At 61.9% G+C, this 19,754-nt stretch carries 13 protein-coding genes; 5 read left to right on the top strand and 8 right to left on the bottom strand.

Annotated elements, in window-relative coordinates; genetic code table 11:
* Nucleotides 1-8: 8 nt before the first annotated feature.
* A complete protein-coding gene (locus ACNSN4_RS06820; protein WP_418285044.1) occupies nucleotides 9-1,364 on the bottom strand; it encodes an alkaline phosphatase family protein in 1,356 nt (451 codons plus the stop codon).
* A 114-nt stretch (nucleotides 1,365-1,478) separates the two neighbouring features.
* Between ACNSN4_RS06820 and ACNSN4_RS06815 the strand changes: the two genes are divergently transcribed.
* On the top strand, nucleotides 1,479-2,450 hold the full coding sequence (locus ACNSN4_RS06815; protein ID WP_418285043.1) for a phosphoadenosine phosphosulfate reductase family protein: 972 nt from the start codon (nucleotides 1,479-1,481) through the stop codon (nucleotides 2,448-2,450).
* A 430-nt stretch (nucleotides 2,451-2,880) separates the two neighbouring features.
* On the top strand, nucleotides 2,881-4,329 hold the full coding sequence (locus tag ACNSN4_RS06810; RefSeq protein WP_418285042.1) for a lipopolysaccharide biosynthesis protein: 1,449 nt from the start codon (nucleotides 2,881-2,883) through the stop codon (nucleotides 4,327-4,329).
* Between the two features lie 40 nt (nucleotides 4,330-4,369).
* Here the strand turns inward: ACNSN4_RS06810 and ACNSN4_RS06805 are convergent, their stop codons facing one another.
* Genes ACNSN4_RS06805 through ACNSN4_RS06795 form a run of 3 tightly spaced genes read right to left on the bottom strand, consistent with a single transcriptional unit; the run spans nucleotide 4,370 to nucleotide 7,099 of the window.
* A complete protein-coding gene (locus tag ACNSN4_RS06805; protein ID WP_418285041.1) occupies nucleotides 4,370-5,731 on the bottom strand; it encodes a sulfatase in 1,362 nt (453 codons plus the stop codon).
* Nucleotides 5,732-5,780: 49 nt separating this feature from the next.
* On the bottom strand, nucleotides 5,781-6,950 hold the full coding sequence (locus ACNSN4_RS06800; RefSeq protein WP_418285040.1) for a glycosyltransferase family 4 protein: 1,170 nt from the start codon (nucleotides 6,948-6,950) through the stop codon (nucleotides 5,781-5,783).
* Nucleotides 6,950-7,099 carry an NAD-dependent epimerase/dehydratase family protein gene (locus ACNSN4_RS06795; protein ID WP_418285039.1) on the bottom strand — a complete coding sequence of 50 codons (150 nt, stop codon included), beginning with the start codon at nucleotides 7,097-7,099 and terminating at the stop codon, nucleotides 6,950-6,952. The genes ACNSN4_RS06800 and ACNSN4_RS06795 overlap by 1 nt, the downstream gene beginning before the upstream one ends.
* A gap of 357 nt (nucleotides 7,100-7,456) precedes the next feature.
* On the opposite strand from ACNSN4_RS06795, the gene ACNSN4_RS06790 reads away from it, so the two are divergent.
* Nucleotides 7,457-10,795 carry a hypothetical protein gene (locus ACNSN4_RS06790; protein WP_418285038.1) on the top strand — a complete coding sequence of 1,113 codons (3,339 nt, stop codon included), beginning with the start codon at nucleotides 7,457-7,459 and terminating at the stop codon, nucleotides 10,793-10,795.
* Between the two features lie 152 nt (nucleotides 10,796-10,947).
* On the opposite strand, the gene ACNSN4_RS06785 is transcribed toward ACNSN4_RS06790, so the two are convergent.
* Entirely contained in the window at nucleotides 10,948-11,934 is a 987-nt protein-coding gene (locus ACNSN4_RS06785; RefSeq protein WP_418285037.1) for a glycosyltransferase family 2 protein, read from the bottom strand.
* Between the two features lie 93 nt (nucleotides 11,935-12,027).
* On the opposite strand from ACNSN4_RS06785, the gene ACNSN4_RS06780 reads away from it, so the two are divergent.
* Nucleotides 12,028-13,536, top strand: a complete 1,509-nt coding sequence (locus tag ACNSN4_RS06780; protein ID WP_418285036.1) for a hypothetical protein — start codon at nucleotides 12,028-12,030, stop codon at nucleotides 13,534-13,536.
* 294 nt (nucleotides 13,537-13,830) lie between these two features.
* Here ACNSN4_RS06780 and ACNSN4_RS06775 read toward each other — a convergent pair whose 3' ends face one another.
* The gene (locus tag ACNSN4_RS06775; RefSeq protein ID WP_418285035.1) at nucleotides 13,831-14,073 is read right to left on the bottom strand and encodes a HalOD1 output domain-containing protein; all 243 of its coding nucleotides are present in this window, start codon (nucleotides 14,071-14,073) and stop codon (nucleotides 13,831-13,833) included.
* Nucleotides 14,074-14,555: 482 nt separating this feature from the next.
* Here ACNSN4_RS06775 and ACNSN4_RS06770 point away from each other — a divergent pair, with 482 nt between their 5' ends.
* Complete coding sequence (locus ACNSN4_RS06770; protein WP_418285034.1) at nucleotides 14,556-16,469, top strand: PAS domain S-box protein; 1,914 nt, start codon at nucleotides 14,556-14,558, stop codon at nucleotides 16,467-16,469.
* A gap of 205 nt (nucleotides 16,470-16,674) precedes the next feature.
* Here the strand turns inward: ACNSN4_RS06770 and ACNSN4_RS06765 are convergent, their stop codons facing one another.
* Entirely contained in the window at nucleotides 16,675-17,820 is a 1,146-nt protein-coding gene (locus ACNSN4_RS06765) for a beta propeller repeat protein (RefSeq protein ID WP_418285033.1), read from the bottom strand.
* Nucleotides 17,817-19,706 carry a hypothetical protein gene (locus tag ACNSN4_RS06760; RefSeq protein ID WP_418285032.1) on the bottom strand — a complete coding sequence of 630 codons (1,890 nt, stop codon included), beginning with the start codon at nucleotides 19,704-19,706 and terminating at the stop codon, nucleotides 17,817-17,819. The genes ACNSN4_RS06765 and ACNSN4_RS06760 overlap by 4 nt, the downstream gene beginning before the upstream one ends.
* Between the last annotated feature and the right edge of the window lie 48 nt (nucleotides 19,707-19,754).

The raw sequence follows: 19,754 nt of genomic DNA, 5'->3' as shown, positions 1-19,754 counted from the left end.
CTCGACTGTTACACGCTCAACAGACTGTCGCCGTCGAAGTCGCCGTCGTGCTCGACGTCCATCAGGTCGAGGATCGTCGGCGCCACGTCGAAGAGGTTCGATCCCTCGACGTCGAGGTCGGGATCGGTGGCGTACAAAAGCGAGTTCTCGAACTTGTGCATCCCGTTGCGGGGCCCCTCGGCGAAGACGGCGTCTTTCCCGCCGAAGCCGGACTTCAGGTCGAAGCCGTCCGCGGGGATGACGACGAGGTCGGGCGCGATATCGTCGTGGTCGCCGTCGAAGACCGTCTCGCCTTTCACGATCCGCTTGCACACCTCGCGGCCGTCGGGACCGGTGAGCGATTCGAGGTCGGCGATGAGTTCCTCGCGGACGGCCTCGTACTCGGACTCGGGGACGACGCCGTCGGGCTCGCGGCCCTCTAGGTTGAGGTAGAAGCGTCCTGGGATGAGCGAGTAGGCGCGCGCGTCGTCGCCGATGTCGGCGAGGGAGTCGGGTTCGTCGTCAGCGTCGGTCTCGTAGGAGAGCCACCCCCCGTCGGCGAGCCACTGGTTGCAGTTCACCTCCCACTCCAGTCGGGTGAAGCCGTGATCGGAGGCGACGACGAGGGTCGTGTCGCCGTCGAGCGAGTCGCGAATCTCGCCGATGTACTCGTCGAGGGCCCGATAGAACTCCAGGAACTCCGCCTTGTACTCGCCGTCGGTCGCGTAGTCGCCGAACAGGAAGTGATTCACGCGGTCGGTGCTCATGAAGACGCCGAAAAACAGGTCCCAGTCGTCTTCGGCGAGGTAGTGAGTGAACACGTCGTGGCGGGCGTCGAGGGTCGCGTGGGCGTTCTCGATGAAGTCGGTCTTGTCGTCGTCGTGGCCGAGCTTGGCGTTCACGTCGATCCGGTAGTCGCGGTCTTCGAGGACCCGCTGGACGGACTCGTCGCTCGACGCCTGCTCGATAGACGGCGAGAGGAACCCGGAGACCTGTCGCTGGATCCGCGTCGACGGCGGGAACGTCACGGGGACGTTGAGGACCGTCGCGTCCCGGCCGTCGTCGGTGACGCGGTCCCACAGGCGGGTCGCCTTCACGTGGCTCCCCATCGGGACGTACGTGTCGTAGGAGTCGGTCTCGCGGTCCTGAAAGCCGTACACGCCGGTCGAACCGGGGTTCACGCCGGTGGTGAGGCTCGGCCAGCAGGCGCTCGACTCGGGAGGCACGATGCTCTCCAGTCGACCGGCCGCCCCGTCCTCGGCGATCGCGGTGAGGTTCTCGAACACGTCGGGGTGATCCTGCACGAGGTCATACGGTACGCCGTCGATGCCGAGGAAGACGACGCGCTCCGCGTCGTCGCCGCGCAGCCGATCGAACAGTCCCATGGGTGAGGTGTCCGGGCGAGGCGGCATATTCCTTCTGTTCCGAGGGGTTGCGGAGCGAGTGAGGGCTCTCGGATGCAGAAGGCATATTTCCTTCCGCGTCGACACTTCGGCCGTATGAGCGAGGATTTCCCGGCGAGCGTCGATGTCGACTACGCCGACGGTGAGGGAGAGGACCCCTCCGACTACCCGTCGCTGCAACACAAAATCGAAAAGGCAATCGAGGTGACCCGGCAGGGCCTCGAACAGTACGAGAACCCCGCGGTCATGTGGACCGGCGGCAAAGACTCCACGCTGACGCTGTATTTCATCAACCAGGTGGCCGAGAAGTTCGGCTACGAGAAGCCGACCGCCGTGTTCATCGACCACTTCCAGCACTTCGACGACATCACCGACTTCGTCGAGCACTGGGCCGACGAGTGGGAGATCGAGCTCGTGTACGCCCGCAACGAAGACGTGGGCGCGTACGTCGAGGAACGCGGGTTAGAGCCGGGCGACGATATCCCGGTCGCTGCGTTGAACGAGCAGAACCGGCACCACATCCGCGACATCTTGGAGTACGAGGAGGACACCTTCCCGTTCCTCCTCGACACGTACGTCGGGAACCACCTGCTGAAGACGGTCGCGCTCAACAACGCCCTCGAAGAGTACGACATCGACGGTGTCATCTCCGGGGTGCGCTGGGACGAACAGGAGGCCCGGGCCGACGAGACGTTCTTCTCGCCGCGCCACGATCCCGACCTGTTCCCGCCGCACGACCGTATTCAGCCAATCCTACAGTTCGCCGAGCGCGACGTGTGGGACGCCTTCTGGAACTACGTCGTCCCGGACACGGTCGACGCCTTCCCCGACGAGGGGTACGTCCCGCAGTCCGACGACGATCTCCCGGAGGGCGTCGAGCGAGAGGACGTGCCGATCTCGCCGAAGTACTTCGCCGGGTTCCGCTCGCTCGGCAGCGAGGTCAGTACGGAAAAAACGACCGAGGAGCCCGCGTGGCTCCAGGACTTGGAGGACACCACGGAGCGCGCCGGCCGCGCACAGGACAAGGAGGACCTGATGGAACGGCTGCGCGATCTGGGGTACATGTAGCGGTCGCCGGGAATTCAATTCGTTTTGACCGATACCCGCCGCGGGCATTGTACGTGAAAGCAGGCGTGCAGTCGCTTCAGTGAAATAGATATTTCGACGGGCACACACGGTAGAGCCGAGATACTCGGCGATCGATGCGGACGCGAGATCGCATTCGACGACGGTCAGTACGCGGAAACGCTATTCCGCGCAGGAGACGGCGTTCCGCAGGTCCGATCCGACGCCGTACCCGTCGCGGCGTCGATAGGTTGTACGGTGCTTAACGGAATTCAGGTGCTTGATTACCTTGTCTACTCCCTGTGAGTCTCCGGTACCCAATGTCCGCTCACAAGACGTCCGTTCACGGCCCACCAATGACCGGTCTCGCACTCGCGCGACGGTGAGGGACCGCCTTCGGGCCCTCCTCGACGGGATCATTCCGAGCGGTTCGATGCTCGATCGGACTGTTCAGAGCGGAATCTGGGCCACCGCGATCAAGGTATCGAGTCGGCTCCTCCAGATACTGATGCTGATCATTCTCGCGCGGGTGCTAGCGCCGCGGCAGTTCGGGCTCATGGGCATCGCGCTGGTGTCGCTGAGCGCGACGCGGAACTTCTCGAAGATCGGTCTCAAGACGGCGCTCATTCAGCAGAAAAACGAGAACGTCGACGAGTACCTAGACACGGCGTGGTGTCTCGAGGCGGGTCGAGGCGTCTTGATCTTCGCCGTGCTGTTCGTCGCCGCGCCGTTCATCGGTGACCTCTTCGGTGAGCCGAGCGCGGTTCCGCTGATACGAGTCATCGGGCTCGGTCCGCTGCTGTTCGGGCTTCGAAACCCGGGTATCATCTACTTCCGGAAGGACCTCGAATTCCACAAGGAGTTCGTCTATCAGGTCAGCGGGGGCATCGTCCAGTTCGTCGTCGGCGTCGGATACGTGCTGATCTCCCCGACCGTCTGGGCGCTCGTGTTCGCGTACGTTTCCGCGGACGCGTTCAAGTTCGGTCTCTCGTACGTCATCCACAACTACCGACCGTGGCCGTCCTTCGACGTCTCCATCGCCCGAGAGCTGATCAACTACGGGAAGTGGATCACCGCGTCCTCGATTCTCTACTTCCTGTACAGCGAGGGCGACGACGCCTTCGTCGGCTGGTTCCTGTCAGCGACGGCGCTCGGCTTCTACCAGTACGCCTACCGCATCGCCGACACGCCGTCCTCGGAGGTGTCCGAGATCCTCGCCAGCGTCAGCTTCCCCGCCTACTCGAAGCTCCAAGACAACCCGGCCGAACTGCGCCAGGCCCTGCTCGCGACGACGCGGGTCACGGGGTTCATCACGATCCCGATGGCGGTCGGGATCGCGCTCGTGGCGCCGAGTTTCGTGCCGGTCGTCCTCGGAGACGACTGGATACCGATGATCCGGATCATGCAGCTGCTGGCGCTGTACGGCATGTTCCACTCGATCACTCGCAACTTCGGCTCGGTCTGGAAGGCGCTCGACCGACCGGACCTCCTCGCGAAGCTCGCCGCGCTGCGCGTCGCCTGTATTGCCATCCTGATCTGGCCGGCAGCCGCGCGGTTCGGCATCGAGGGCGTCGGCCTCGTCGTCGTCGGGGTGTACGCGTTTCCGATGCTCCCGCTCGATGTGTACGTCGTCTCGAAGCTCACGGACACTCGCCCGGTTGAGTTCTACCGAGAGTGGTTCTACCCGCTCGTCGGTGCCATCGTCATGTTCGCGTCCCTCTGGCAGCTGCGCGGGCTGATGGACGTGACTCCCCTGGTCGAACTAATCGTCTTGGTTCCCGCAGGCGTCGTCGTCTACACGGCTGTCGCCCTCCTGTTAGCGCGGGTCTCACCGTGGAAGATCGAAAACGACATCCGGTCTATCGCCGGCAGCCTCTCGTGAACTACGCTGATCCGCCACGGGACGCGTCAGGGCCAGTCGCTCACTCCAGGTACCCGAGGTCCTCGAGTTGGGACTCCAGGCCCCGCGACAGCTCTTCGGGGTCGGAATCGTCGATTTCCTCGGGGTCAGAGAGACGCGCCTCTCGGCCGTCCATCATCTCAGCAAACCGCGACAACAGCGGCTCTCGGTCTTCTGAGACGGGATTTCCGTCCGGGGCGAACAGGAACTCGCGCCCGTCGTCGGCCCTGACGTACCGGTGTTCGCCGTCCGTGAGGACCCGCCATCGGGTGGTCGGTTCGCTGGTCCGGCCCGTGTGCGGAACGTAGTCCTCGACGAGTGCCCCTTCGTCTCCGCTCAGTGCGACGGCCGGTGACATGTTCGGATTGGAGATGAGGTCGAACAGCCCCGTCAGCTCTGCCGGGTCGTCGAGCCGCTCGGCGGTCTCCTGTCCGGGTCGTTTCACGATCAGCGGAACGTCGGTGTTGACCGAGCGAGTGGAGTGGGGCGGGATCTCGTCGCGGTCGTGGTCCCCGAGGTTCTTCCCGTGGTCGGCGACGACGACGATGAGCGAATCGTCGTAGGTCCCCGTCGCTTTCATCGTCGACAGTAGCTCGCCGAGCTTCCGGTCCTGGTACCGGAGGCTGGCGTCGTAGAACTCCAACACGCGCCGTCGTCGCTCCGGGGGTAAGTCGGCCTTCCCGAGGACGTACGCCAGCAGCTTCGTGTTCAACAGTCGCGGCTCGATCGGCCCGGGCGGCGAGAGTCCGAGCTCCTCGAACGCCTCGGTGGGCGGGAAGTAGGGGCTGTGGGCTTCCATCAGGTTCAGAAACGTGAACGCCGGCGATTCGTCGGCGGCGGTCGCTCGCATCCACCGCGTCGCCCGCTCGACGAGGTTCGACGTGAACAGCCGCCGTTTCAAGAGGAACACCGGCTGACGAGCCCCCTGTGCGAGCACCGTGTGTGCGGCCGAGTACAGTCTGTCGCGCGTCGAGTTGATGTCGGTGTCCCCGTCGACGCCGATCTCGAGGTCCCACTCCACGTACTCGTCGAACCCTCTGTCGATTCCCGACAGCTGCCCGACCCAGGGGTTGTTCGAGAAGCCGGCGGTCCGGTACCCGTCCGCCGAGAGCCGTTCTGTGAGCGTCTCGACGGAGTCAGGCAGCCTGAGCGACACGTCCGAGAAGCCGTTCGTGACGCCGTGCTCGCTCGGGAAGCGGCCGGTGAACATCGCGCAGTGTGACGGGAGCGTCCACGGCGCGGGGGTGTAGGCGTTCTCGAACAGCGTCGCCTCCTCGGCGAGTCGATCGAGGTTGGGAGTCGTCGGACGGTCGTGGCCGTACGCGGAGGTCCGGTCACGGCGGACGGAATCGAGGATGACGAATAAGACAGTCGGATCCTGCATGTCTCTCGCGTCGGTTCGCGCCCGTTTCGTTATGGAGTAGTTGACCCGGTTATTGTCGGGTCGACCGGGCGAGCACACGAGTCACGTGCCGCCAGTCATCGGTAGCTGCGGCGTACGAAAACCGGTCACGAACGCCGCGTGCGTTGGCTCCGATCCGGGCTCTCTGATCTGGGTCCGTCAGGAGGTCCTCGACCGCCGTCGCGACGCCGTCGACCGTGAGGGGGTCGTCGATCCGTCCGTTCCAGCCGTCGACGACGAGATCGCCCACGTTGCCGACGGCGGGCGTCACCGGGACCGTCCCGCTCGCCATCGCCTCGATCAGCGTCAGCGGAAGCGCGTCTCGCTCGGACGTCAACACGAACACGGAAGCGTCTGCGTACCACGGAATCGGGTCCTCGATCCAGCCGGGCGTCTCGAGCGTTCCCTCGAGGTCGTGTTCGGCGATCCGCTCTCGGACCGCCGTCGAGAGCGGGCCGTCACCGATCATCACGGCCCGCAGCGAGGGATCTCCCTCCGCGACCGCCGCGACCACGTCGACGAACAACAGCGGCCGTTTCTCCGCCGTCATCCGACCGACCCACACGAGGTCGTATCGGCGGTCCCGGTCGGGTTCCGCGTCGGTGAACCGGTCGATGTCGACGGGATTGGCGAGGATGGCGGTCCTGTGCCACGGGACACCGACCGACCGGTGGAGCTGTCGCCTGTGCGTGGGTCCGGGGACGGTCACCGCGTCGAACCGACGCATGAGCCAGCGGACCGGTCGACCGTACCACGCCCGAGCGTGGACGTCGATGTCACGGCCGATGATCCCGAGATGCGAGGGGATCCCGTTGTACTTCGCGGCGAGGAGTCCAAGACAACCGTGCGGAAACAACGAGATCGTCACGACGGCGTCGTACTCCCCTCTCACGGACTCGACGGCGGTCAGAACGGTCATTAAGAACAGATCGAGGAGCCGGTAGCCGGTCGACGGCGGCGCGACCTGTCGGAAGCCGTCCACCTCCGGATCGGTACTGGTACAGACGAGCGTCGTCGACTCAACGGCGTCTGCCAGCGGCTTTACGTGGCGCGTTATCTTCTCGACGTTCGTCGGCCCGTACACGAAGAGCACTCGCTCGACCGACCGCTCCTCCTCGGTCGCGCTTGCTTCCGAATCCCATCGAGAGTTCGATTCGTTCTGCCAAGAGTCAGACCCGTAGACATCCTCTGCTGTTGTCATTATCGACGTATCCCTCCACTCCGACGGGGGGTAGGGCGGCCGTCGACGCCGAGCACTCCGTATCCCCTGTCTCGCAGCTCCGCCGAGAGATGCCAACCGATGAACCCGGCGGCGCCGGTGACGAGCACGACGTCGTCGTGGTCTTTCATCGGCGGAGTTCAAGCCGACGCAACGTATCGTTATAGCCCTGTTACCCGCTCGAACGTGTCGCGCGACTTCGCACCGAGGTCGAACTGCCACCGACCGGGGCAGTGGCGAACGGCCTCTCGAACCCGGTCTGTCTGCCGTCGAGTGCCGTTTCTGAGCCAGTGCGATCCGATACGCACGTGTTAATCACGCGTTACTACCTCGTTAATACCGCTCTAACAGCTCGAAGAAGAGCGACTCGGAAGTGTGAACTGAATAGACTGTGCTCGCTGTTCTACTGATTTTGTGTGACTTTCATATACTTTGAAATATATAATTAACGATACATTTATAGCGGTTAGTATGAACCTACTACTTGCATGGCACGCAAGCTGGTACGCGAGGACAGCGACAGCGACAGCAACGGGTCTGTCGAAAACGACGAACTGGACGGAGAGAACAGCGGCGGCGGGGCCGCCGGGCGGATGATAAACAGGCGCGATTACGTGAAGCTGAGTGCGGTGACGACGGGTGCGGTTCTGGCTTCGTCCGGATTGGGGTCGGCCGCGGCCGAACGGCGCGGGATCCGGTTCGATCGCGTGGTGAACGCGGTCGACGACCTCGGGATGGACCCCAACGGGAACGACTCCATCGACGGGGCGTTACGCAACGCCTACGAGACTGGAACGCTTATCGAATTCCCGACGGGAACCTACCGAATCGACAACGAGGCACCCATCTCTGGGTCGAAATCTCGGTTCGGCATGCTGGGGCTCGGCGACTCTCACCGAGACGTCCAGTTCACGTTCCCGAACGCCGCATCGTCGGACGGCTACTGGGGGTTCCGCCAATACGGCGGAACGGACGTGTTGTACGAGAATTTCTCGATCCAGCTCACCGACGACATGGAGACGAGCGTCTCGATCCAGTTCGACGTGAACGACAACGGGCTGGCGATCGACCTCGAATGGCTCGGATTCATCCCGGCGCAGAACGAGTCTAACGGGTCGTTGCTCCGAATGAACGTCGACCGCTCTCGCGGTGCGACGACGGACGGCGTGAATATCGCCCGTCGGGTCACGTTCGGGAAGCAGGGCAGCTACCTCGGCGGCCACCGGAGTTCCACGAACACGACGCCGGGCTCGACGTTCATGCGTCACAGCCCGGATCACATCGGCGAGTTGCGCTTAGAGGACGTCCACTTCGAGCAGTGCGGGCACAACGCGATGCGCTCGACGAACAACGACGGGGTAGTCACGGTCAAAGGCGGGTACTTCCTGAACTGCGACGTGTCGAGCCTCCGCTTCCAAGGCGGCGATCACCCGACGAAAACCTCGGTGATCGACGGCGCTCACATCGAAAAGGACCACTCCAAGCTCAACGATACCGGCGGTACTGAGCCCCATCAAGCGATGGGAATCCACGTCGACAGCCGCGTCGGGAACTCGGGGCTGATCATCCGCAACTGTGATATCGAATATAAAGACATCTCGGTCGCGCCCGACAACGCCGGATCGCTCTGGGGAGCCATTCGTCTCACGAACACCGGGAACAGTAACCCGGGCGGGCTGACGATCGAAAACACTCGGATCTATAACGAGACTCTCGCACCGAACCTGTGGTTCCAGAGTGTCAACTCCGGCGCCGACCAGCCTAACGAGGTCGTCTTGGACGGTGTTCACGTCACCTCGACGTCGACTCGGTCGGATATTATCGACTCGTTGGTCCACTTCGAGAAGGACCGAGACGGGTCTCGAATCGTAAACTCGTGTTTCCACGCGCCGAACGGCGACGTCGACGCGATCGTGTTCGAGGGCTGTGATGACGTCGTCGTCGAAGACTCGAACATCAACGTCACCGGAGAGGCCGTCCAGCTGACGAACTCGACGGGCAACGTCCGGAACGTCACCCACGACGACAGCTGTCCCCTCCCGAACGGCTCGGGCGGGGACTCGTCCGACGAGGAGACGGGCGACGACGATACGGACGGTGACGACTCGAGTGGCGATGACTCGACCGACGATTCCGCGGACGGCGGTGACTCCACTGACGCCGAGTGGCACTCGTTCGTGATCGACGGCATCGATAGGGACACCCGCAACGACTACGAGTTCATCGTTGAGGGCGACGCGCGCGAAAACACCGAACTGAGCGAGTACGGCACCGTCAACACGGTCGAGACGCTCGACGACGGCACCGTCCGAGTCGCCGGCGCGATCTACTCCGGTGTCGACGCGTTCGACTACGCCGGCAGCATCGTGAGCTACTCCGCGGGCGACGACATCAGATTCGAGCGGGACGGCGAGGAGATCTCCCGCGACCAGGTCGTCGACGGCGAGTCCGACACCGACGACTCGACTGACGGGGACTCGACGGACGATACCAGCGACGACGACTCGACCAGCGACGACGACTCGACCAGCGATGACCCGACCGATGATGACTCGACCAGCGATGACTCGACCGACGATGACTCGACCGACGATTCCACTGACGACGGCGACTCCGCGGACGGCAAGTGGCACTCGTTCGTGATCGACGGCATTGACAACAGCACGTACGCCAGCTACGAGTTCATCGTAGAGGGCGACGCGCGCGAAAACACCGAGCTGAGCGAGTACGGCACCGTCAGCACGGTCGAAACGCTCGACGACGGTACCGTCCGGGTCGCCGGGAGGATCCGCGGCGGCGTCGACGCGTTCGACTACATTGGTAGCATCGTGAGCTACACCTCCGGAGAGGACGTGCGATTCGAGCGGGACGGCGAGGAGATCTCCCGCGACCAAGTCGTCGACGGCGAATCCGGCACCGACGACTCGACGGACGACACGAGCGACGACGACTCCACCGGTGACGACTCGACCGACGATGACTCGACCGACGATGACTCGACCGACGATTCCGCGGACGACGGCGACTCCGCGGACGGCAAGTGGCACTCGTTCGTGATCGACGGCATTGACAACAGCACGTACGCCAGCTACGAGTTCATCGTAGAGGGCGACGCGCGCGAAAACACCGAACTGAGCGAGTACGGTACCGTCAGCACGGTCGAGACGCTCGACGACGGTACCGTCCGGGTCGCCGGGAGGATCCGCGGCGGCGTCGACGCGTTCGACTACGTCGGTAGCATCGTGAGCTACTCCGCGGGCGACGACGTCCGATTCGAGCGGGACGGCGAGGAGATCGCCCGCGACCAAGTCGTCGACCTCGAGTACGAACACGCCCTTCGGGTCGCTGGCACCGGACCGAAGTCCACCTACGAGTTCACCGTCGACGGGGAGATCGTTGCCGACCCGACCTGCGAAACGGAGTGCGCCGACTCGGTCTCTGGGAACAGCGCCACCGGCGAAGTGTCCTCAGAGAGCGTAACGTTCCTGTTCAACGGCGAGATCGCCGAGTTCTCTCTGGACGGTGGAGCCGCGGTCTACCTCGACGGGAGACAAGTCGACGACGAACGCCTCGGAGGCGACGACGATCCGTTCCTCACCAACTGGCTCACTGTCGACGGATTGGAGAACGAGACCTCCTACCAGTTCTCCGTCTCGGGGAGCCTTCACAAATCGCCGGACCTCGGCTCGACCGAGGCCGACGACGTGATAAGTGGTGGCATGGTCATCGGATCCGTGGCCGACGACGTCGACGGCTACCGCTTCAGCGGCGAGGTGACGATGATGCGCGTCCAGGGGACCGCGGACCTCCAGTTCGACGAGGAGTAACCGCGCTCCCACCCTGCGGCCGAACGAGACGCGACGGAACCGCGTCCGAATAGCCTCTGTGGGCTGTTATTTGGCAGCGATACCAGCGTTGTCGGACGATCCGGCGCTATCGTACCTGAGTCGCCACATCACCCCCGGCCGATACGTGGTTGTCAGTTCGCCTTACTAAAGGCCGACCCGCTCAGCTTCCGCTTTAGTCGACTCGCCGGCTTGAACGTGAACGGGCCGCCGACGGCCAGACAGAGGTAGAGATACGTCTTCGGGTCGAACGGGTAGTACGCGAGCGACACGAGGAGATACTTGATCGCGTCTCGGTAGTAGCCGTTCGAGAGCCCTGAGAACCCGAGCGTTCGTGAGAGTCCCCCGATGAACTGTCGCTCGCCTAGTGGTCCCTGCTCCGCGGCGAACTCGCGGTGCTTCGCGATGAACCTCGGGTACGACACGTCCCGCTTCTGTTCGAAATCGTCGCTGATGCGGCCGCCCGCGTCGATCCGGCGTTCGACGAGAACGGACCTATCCGAGGCGAACGTACTGTGTTTCGCCAGTCGGAGATACCACTCTCGGTCCTGCCAGCTCGGGAGCGACTCGTCGAGCAGGCCCGCCCGCGAGATCGCGTCCGCCCGGACCATGACGCGCGAAAACGATCCGACGATGCCGCCTCTGAGGAGCGCTTTGACACCGTCTCCCTCGACTGACGACCGTTTCACGCCGATCTGCGTTCCGTTCTCGTCGACGATCCGACTGCCCGCCGTGACCACTCCGAGGTCGTCCGGCCCCTGCTCGAACCGGCGAACCTGTCTGGCGGTCTTCTCCGGGAGCCATCGATCGTCGTCGTCGAGGAACGCGACGAAGGCGCCGTCGGCCTGGCGGAGCCCGGTGTTCCGGGCCGCGTTCGCGCCCTGATTCTCGTCGTGGCGAACGCATCGCACGGTCGAAACGGAGTCCGTGTCCACGCTACTCAGGGTTTCGGCCGCGGGCTCGGGCGAGTTGTCGTCGACCACGATCAGTTCGATGGACGGATAGGTCTGTTCGCAGACACTGTGTACCGCCCGTTCGAGGTACTCCGGGCGACCGTATGTCGGGATAATGGCACTCACCAACGGCGCCCCGCTCCCGAACTGATCGTCGGTCGTCGTCACTGCTCGTGCAGTGGACTGTAGAGCGCTTAGTTAGTTCCGTATTTATCTGGGAGGCACAGTCTAACAATACGTTTAGCTACCCTAGGGAACCAAATGGCGCACCTGAGCCGGAGACAGGCCCTCGGAGCCATCACGGCAGGTTTCGTCGCACTCAGCGGCTGTAACGACATCGACGACGATACGGAGGACCCAGGTGTTCCGGAACCCGATGAGGAAACCAGCAACGTTGATCCGGACGTGTACGACATCGAATTCGACCGCGTCGTGAACGCGGTCGACGACCTCGGTATGGACCCGTCCGGCGAGGACCCGATCGACGACGCGTTGGCCGAGGCGTTCGAAACGGGGACCCGTATCGAATTCCCTCCCGGCGACTATACCGTCGCCGAGGAGGCGGCGACCGACCCGCCGCATAACCCGTCGCGGTTCGGTATCGTCGGGCTCGGCGATTCACACAGGGACGTCCAGTTCCACTTCCCCAACGCTGCCGACGAGGAGGGATTCTGGTTCGTGTATCAGAAGGGCGGAGAGGACGTCGTCCTAGCCAACTTCTCCATCCAACTGACGGACGACAAACGCACGTCCGTCTCCATTCTGCTGGACGCCAACGATAACGGAATCGCCGTCGACCTCGAATGGCTCGGTTTCATTCCTTCACAGGCCGAATCGGCCGGGTCCTTGCTCCGGATGAACGTTGACAGTGAAAACGGTGCGACGACCGAGGGCGTCAGTATCGCTCGCCGGATCACGATGGGGAGACAGGGCAGTTACCTCGGAGGTCACAGATCGTCGACGAACGATACGCCCGGCACCACGTTTATGCGCCATCAGCCGACGCACGTCGGCGAGTTGCGCTTAGAGGACGTCCACTTCGAGCAGTGCGGGCACAACGCGATGCGCTCGACGAACAACGACGGGGTAGTCACGGTCAAAGGCGGGTACTTCCTGAACTGCGACGTGTCGAGCCTCCGCTTCCAAGGCGGTGACCACCCGACGAAAACGTCGGTCATCGACGGGGCGCACGTCGAGCAGGACCACTCCAAGCTCAACGAAACCGGCGGAACCGAACCGCATCAAGCTGCTGGCATCGTGATCGACACCCGCAAGGGAAACTCGGGGTTGATAATCCGAAACTGCGATCTCATTTATAAAGACATCTCGGTTACGCCTGACAACGCCGGCTCACTGTGGGGAATGATCAGGTGTACGAACACAGTCAAGAGTAATCCCGGCGGATTCACCGTTCGGAACTGTCGAATTCGAAACGACACGAAGGCGCCGACCCTCTGGATTCAGTCCAGCCAACCCGGAGCCAAGGAACCGCGAGGTGTCACGTTAGAGAATCTCGACGTGAGGGTCACCGCCGAGGAACACACCCGGAACTCCGTCTGCGAAATACATGCCAACCGAGACGGATCAAGAGTCTCGAACTGTTGTATTCAGGCTCTCAACGGAACTCTCAACGGAGTCACGATCACCAACTGTCTCGACGTGCTCGTCGAGAATTCGAACATCGATGTCAGCGGAGACGCCGTTCAGTTGGTTGATAGTGTAGGTGACGCCTTGAATATCAACGTCGAACGTTTCTGTGGCGACACCTAGGCGGAGCAGCGATCCGGGTCGTCCCAGTGAGCGTCGAATACTGCAGTCGTAGTTGTGAGATGTGAAACACCACGATAGCTCTCGACGGCTCTGTTAAAATCCTATTCTTCAAGTATAATCGAATATGGACGAACAGGACAAGAGCCCGGGAAACACCTACTAGCCGACGAGGGAATCGAGATTCTGATGCCGAGACGTGGCGCCGTTGTCGAATACGAGAAAGACGATAGCATCGGGGCGTATAGGCCGAGTGTCTGGCGTGTGAGGACGTAGTGGCGCCGAGGTGACGAGCGTCTATTCTTCGAGGGTCACGTCGCCGTCTGCGGTGGCAGTAACAGTGTACCCACAGTAGGCGAACGTCACTGTGCCGCCCATTGAATTCCCACCGGTGAATAGCGAGTCCAAGGCGTCGGAGTCGATCACGTCGTATAGCTGCTCGGGTAGTTCAGTAGGGTCGCCATCCATTTCCTTGGCAACAGCCTCAATTACGGCAGTACTCAACGCATTGTTTGATGATGTGGGTGACGACGGACACATGTGTAGATGGGTGTGCGACTGCGTTTATATCGGTGACGAAGACTATCGTCCGCTTCGCCGCTCACTCGGCACGGTTGGACGCTAAAAATTCGAGTCGCGGGCGAATCTCATCGAATTGCGGCCCCTTGAGGATTTCAGTCGTGTCTTCGTCGCATTTGATGTACTCATAATCTTCGAGTTTGAGCAGGTGTGAGTGATACATCGCTACTTGTACTTCCTGCTCGGCGTCGGTCGGCACTGGTTACCCTGTGGATGATTCAACCGTCACGTCCCGTGGATTCACGTGATCTTACGCGGCGTCTTCGCCGACATCCCTTTCGCGAATCAGAAAAGTAGTATACGCTAACTGTGGTGCATATTTATTCACCACATTCTTTATTTGTTTCTAACTAGTAATATTACAGAATGGATCTATATCGTCGTCTCCCGGTCGTGAGGTATGAAACAGTCTGTCAAACGGCTGGATGCGTGGGGGATTAGCTGTGACTGGGGATTCAGTTACGTCTCGTGAGGCGAGACAGCAACTGTACGATATTGTTCGGCAGGATATCCCATTCAAACAGAAGGGACGTGAGGCACTCGCACTCGGTGCGGAGTATTTACAGGCAGATAACGGCCATCTCACTCGTATCGATCAGGAAACAGACCACTGGGAAGCGACCGTGAGTACTGACCCAGATAGCGGAGCGTTTCCCACGGGATTGGAACTTGACCTCGGAGCGACGTATTGCCGACGCACGCTTGATTCGGACTCGCAAATCGCTCTTCACGATGCGTCAAATCAAGGATGGGAAACAGACATCGCATTCGAATCACACGGCCTCAATTGTTATCTCGGAACCACCCTCGTTGTTGATGGAGAGTCATACGGAACCGTCTGTTTCGTGGCAGACGAACCGCGGCAAGAATCGTTTAGCAATGAGGAGACGATGTTCGCGGAACTCATCGCCAGACTCCTCGAACGCGAACTCGAACGGGAACAACACGAGGCCACCCTCACGCAATATGCAAACCTCGCGCTTGTTCTCAACCGAGTTCTCCGACACAATCTCCGAAATGACATGTGTATTATTCGGGGATATACACAGCTCATGGCTGAACGGCTGGATCACGACAGCTATGGAGACACGGTGTTGAAAAACATCGACAATCTCATCGAGCTTACGGAAAAAGCTCGGGAGCTTGACGAAATCGTCGCTGCAGATCACGAACGAGAGACAGCGAATGTGGTTTCGCTCGTCGAAGATGTCGTGAACGGTGTTTGTCAGGACTATCCGAACGCGGCAGTGAGTATCGAATCCGAATCGGAAATTACGGTGGGGCTCCTCCCGAGTTGTGAACGCGCGCTCCGAGAACTGCTTGAGAACGCTGCGAAACACAGCGGGACGCACCCACAGATTACCGTCGCTATCGAAACTGTTCCGAACGCCGTTGAGATACACATCGGAGATAACGGACCCGGACTCGATGACGAAGAGGCAGAAGTGCTCGAAACAGGGGCAGAAACTCCACTTACTCACGGCAGTGGATTGGGACTCTGGCTGACTCACTGGATCATCTCGAATCACGATGGAGAGATCACCGCTTTATTTTCTGAAGCGGGGACAACGATGACCGTTTCAATCCCACGGAGAGCCGCAACGAATCCACAAGAGCGGTTGGCGAAACTCACTCGTGCTCGTGACCAGTACGAAGCCACGTTTGAGGAGTCTCTCGACGCGATGCTGCTCGTAAACGATGATGCACGAGTGGTTGATGCGAACCCTGCTGCAGAACACGTGTACGGCGTGAACCAGCGGGCATTACTGGGTCGGCATCTCTCGGAGTTCATTCCAGTAGAAGTTGATTTCGATACCGCCTGGAGAGAGTTTCAGCAGAGTGGTGTTGACCGGGACAGAATCCCGATCGACGGCGGTGATGGGGTAACCCGGCAGATCGAATACTCCGCGGTAACAGATATTGTGCCCGGCGAACATCTCATCATCAGTCATGATGTTACCGACCGCGTCCAACGAAAGAAAGAATTCAGGGAGATGACCGAGCGACTCGAAACAATCATCGACATCTCTCCAGCCCTGATTATTGCGCTGGATGCGGACGGACGAATCGAGCTGTGGAACAAGACCGCTGAAACCGTATTTGGGTGCGATGCAGAGTCCGTCGTTGGTGATCAGATTCAGGATCTCAGGCTACACACCGATGCTCAAGAAACTGAGTTCGAAACGCAGTTCAAGCGTGTGCTTGGCGGAGCGACGCTCAAAAACTACGAAATCCGGCGGAACACGAAGGACGACAGCCGTATTCGGTTGAGCCTCTCAGCAGCACCGATTCGGGACCGTTCAGGAGTGATCACGGGTGCAATAGCTGTCGCCAAAGACATCACTGAATACGTCTAGTGTCCTTCTGTTGGGGACTACCTCTGTATCTACCAGGGAGTTTCCAACAGAAGTAGGGGAGATAGAGACCTACTATGGTCTGTACATTCCCTGTACTGACCGACCCGAGTTCGGATATCTCCCTTGTTTCGGGTTCAACAGAGCCCTCTAAACCCGTTTGTTGTCGATGAACCGCGACTATCGTGTGAAACGGGTCCGTCCTCCGTCATCCGCGGTCACCGCTATCGGCCGACAGTCGCGGCGCTTCCGCGAACGATGAAGGCCGACGGACGAGAATCTCCCCGTGATTTCGATCCGTATTGAACGGGTTTATCAGTAATTCCCCCTCCGGAGTTGTCGCGAGAAACGCGTAGGCGTTCGCGGTCGGGATCGCAGGCACCATCGCACCGAGCGTGGATGACCGCCCGAGAGTGAGCGGTTGGTACCATCGCTCGTATCCGGACCGCCGCGAGGCGGCAACCACCTGAACCGAGCCGGTGCGAGTTCTGTCGGTCCCAGGCCCGGTGCTGTCCGTTCCCGTTGTTGCTGCAGTCGAAAACACCACCCACGTCGTTCCGTCCGCTCGAATCGTCTCCGCGTAGAACACCGGCGCGTCCACGGTCCCGACGACCTCCGGAACGGGCTGTTCTGCTGGCGTCTCGTCGGCGGGCGGAATCTCCTCACGCGGGAGGCGAAGGATCTCGATCCGCGGGGCGTACGCGCAGTCCATGCCCCACAGTACCGAGTCCGGCGTGAACGCCAGTTCGACGGCCCGCCAGGTCTGGCTTCCCGTGCCGACAGCCCGAAACTCGCCGTCCACGAACCGCCCGATCGCGCTCTCGTCGTCGGTATCGCCCGTGGTCCCCCAGAGCGAACCGGTGTAGGGATCGCGAAACACCCCGTGGAAGTGTCTCACGTCGGACCGACGCGCGAACGTCGACCAGCGTCGCCCGTCCTCGCTGACCAGCACCTTCGCCGCCTCGCCGCCGAGCGGGTACTCGGCGAGGTAGATGCGACCGCCGTGACGACAGACGGCCGTCGGGAGCACCCCCATCGGGCCGGACGACTCGGGAAGTCGATGGACCGGCCGCCACGTCCGTCCGCGGTCGGTCGACCGGAACACGTCGTTTCCGACGGTCGCCAGCAGCCGATCGTCTCCGATCGGCCAGAGGTTCGTCGTCGTGACCGATCCGGTGACGCGGTCGAGCACCGCCCTAGCGACGGGCGCGTCGGAGAGCCGAGCGACGGCGTCCGACGCCGGGATCGATCCGAGCTGCTCGAACCCGCGAGTCCGACTCCACGTACCGGTCGCCAGTCCGCGCGTCGCGTGGACGACCCCGTCCCCGATGCCGCCGAGTTTCAGTCCGGTCATCCGGTCTCGCCCACCGTCGTTTCGTTATTTCGCGGCGTAACGTAGTAGAGATCAAACTCGCCGTTGTCGTGGACGTGGTGGACTCCGGCCTGACTGCCGATCGACTCCAGTGTCGGCTCCGAGTAGCGGAGCTCTCGATACGCGGTCACCTCCCGGTCGACGTCGGACCTTGATACGGGTAGATATCTGACCTCGTCCGCCCCTCCCGCGAGTAGCAACCGGAGTTCGTCGTCTCCTCTGGTGGTCGTATCCGTACTAACCGCGGGGCGGCTGTACAGTCCGACGCCCGGAACTAAGGCGTCGAACTCCCGGCCCGGGCCTCGCCGAATGCCGCTCCACTGGATATCCTCGCCGCGGTACTCGATCGCCGTCTCGTACCCGCTCATGTGCTGGTCGCTCACGTGGTTTGAGGCGTTGTAGATGTACGGGGACGCGAAGACGGTCAGCAGCGACAACGCCAGCGCGACGGCCAGGAGTCCGAGCGCGAGTGGCTTGGCCGCGCTCAACCATCGGCCCGCCGGAATCAGCGCCCCGATACGATGAATCATGACGGCGCCGAGAACGACGACGAACACCATCGCGAACCCGTAGTGCCTGAAAAAGAGATGAGAAACCGGACCCATAAAATGCGCCACGAAGAACGGGCCGAGAACGAGGCCCGCCAGCCCGAAGTAGGTGACGACGGACCGACCCTTGCGTTCGATCTCATCGGACCGTGTGCGTCGATCGGTATCGCCGAGGGGACGCTGAAGCGACACCACGACCGCGAGGACTCCGAGCGACGCGTACACCGCCGGCACTAAAAAGAGCTTCACGAACAGCTCCAGGAGAGTCGCCTCGACCGACCGCGCCGAGTCGACCTGGCTCCCGACGTTCCCGCCACCGGCCTGTGCCGCGCCGAAGAGGGTGTCGTACGTCGCGAACAGGACTCGTTCACCGACGCCGAACACCCGGCCGAACTGGAGCACCCATGCCACCCAACAGACGGCGAGGAGAATGAACACGCCGTAGACCGGGCGGAGCTCCGAGACGGACAGATCGAAGCGGTTCCGGAGGACCAGGTGTAACGCCACGAGAGTTCCGAGGAGGATAACGACGTTTAACGCGAGCTGCGGATGGGTGAGCACCAGAACGAGTCCGAGAATCGCAACCACGATATTCCACGCGCCGATGCGTCCGATCACCGGTCCGTTCTTGGGTCTGCTCGTGAGGTGTTTCACCAGCGCGTACAAGAACACCGGGAAAAACAACATCGCCATCGAATACGCGTGGAAGTACAGCCCGCTGCTGATCTGGTTCACCGGTAACACCATGAACCCGGAAAACGCCGCGATAACGGTCAGGCGACGATCCTCGAAGAGCGCCTTCGCAGCGAGCGGGATGAAGGTCACGTGGAGCGCGAAGTACAGCGCCGCAAAGAGGACCATTCCGCGCTCGATGGGGAGTCCCATCGAATCGGTCAACAGGACGGTCGTGCTGTGTCCGCCGGGATAAAACAGATCGCCGAACCGCATCTGCTCCGCCATCAGATCGGCGGCCCAGCCGAGGTGGGTCATCGAATCGCCGCGACCGTAGAACCGGTAACTGCGAATGACCGGGAGTGAGCCGATCGCGATGGCGGTCAGCGCTCCGAGCCCCACCGCCACTCCGGCGACCCGGTCGCGACACGACGCCAGCGTGACTGTCGCCGCAGAGAGAAAGCCGATCGAGGCACCGATCCAGAAGATCAGCGGCGTCCCGGCATACACCGACACCTCGTAGCCCGTCGGCGGCGACCGCCACGCGACAACCGTGCCGATGGCGACGGCGGCGAACCCGACAGAGAGGAGTAGCTTCCGCCACACCTCACCCGAGTTGCCACGGCTCGGTCCCGCATGTATGCCCATTGAGCGCACCTCGGAGTTCGACGGGGATTGTTATCGACGTGTTAATCG

Origin of the sequence: Halorubrum marinum (assembly GCF_048381195.1) — an archaeon.
GTDB lineage: Archaea > Halobacteriota > Halobacteria > Halobacteriales > Haloferacaceae > Halorubrum.
This window is presented reverse-complemented; position numbering and strand designations above follow the sequence as displayed.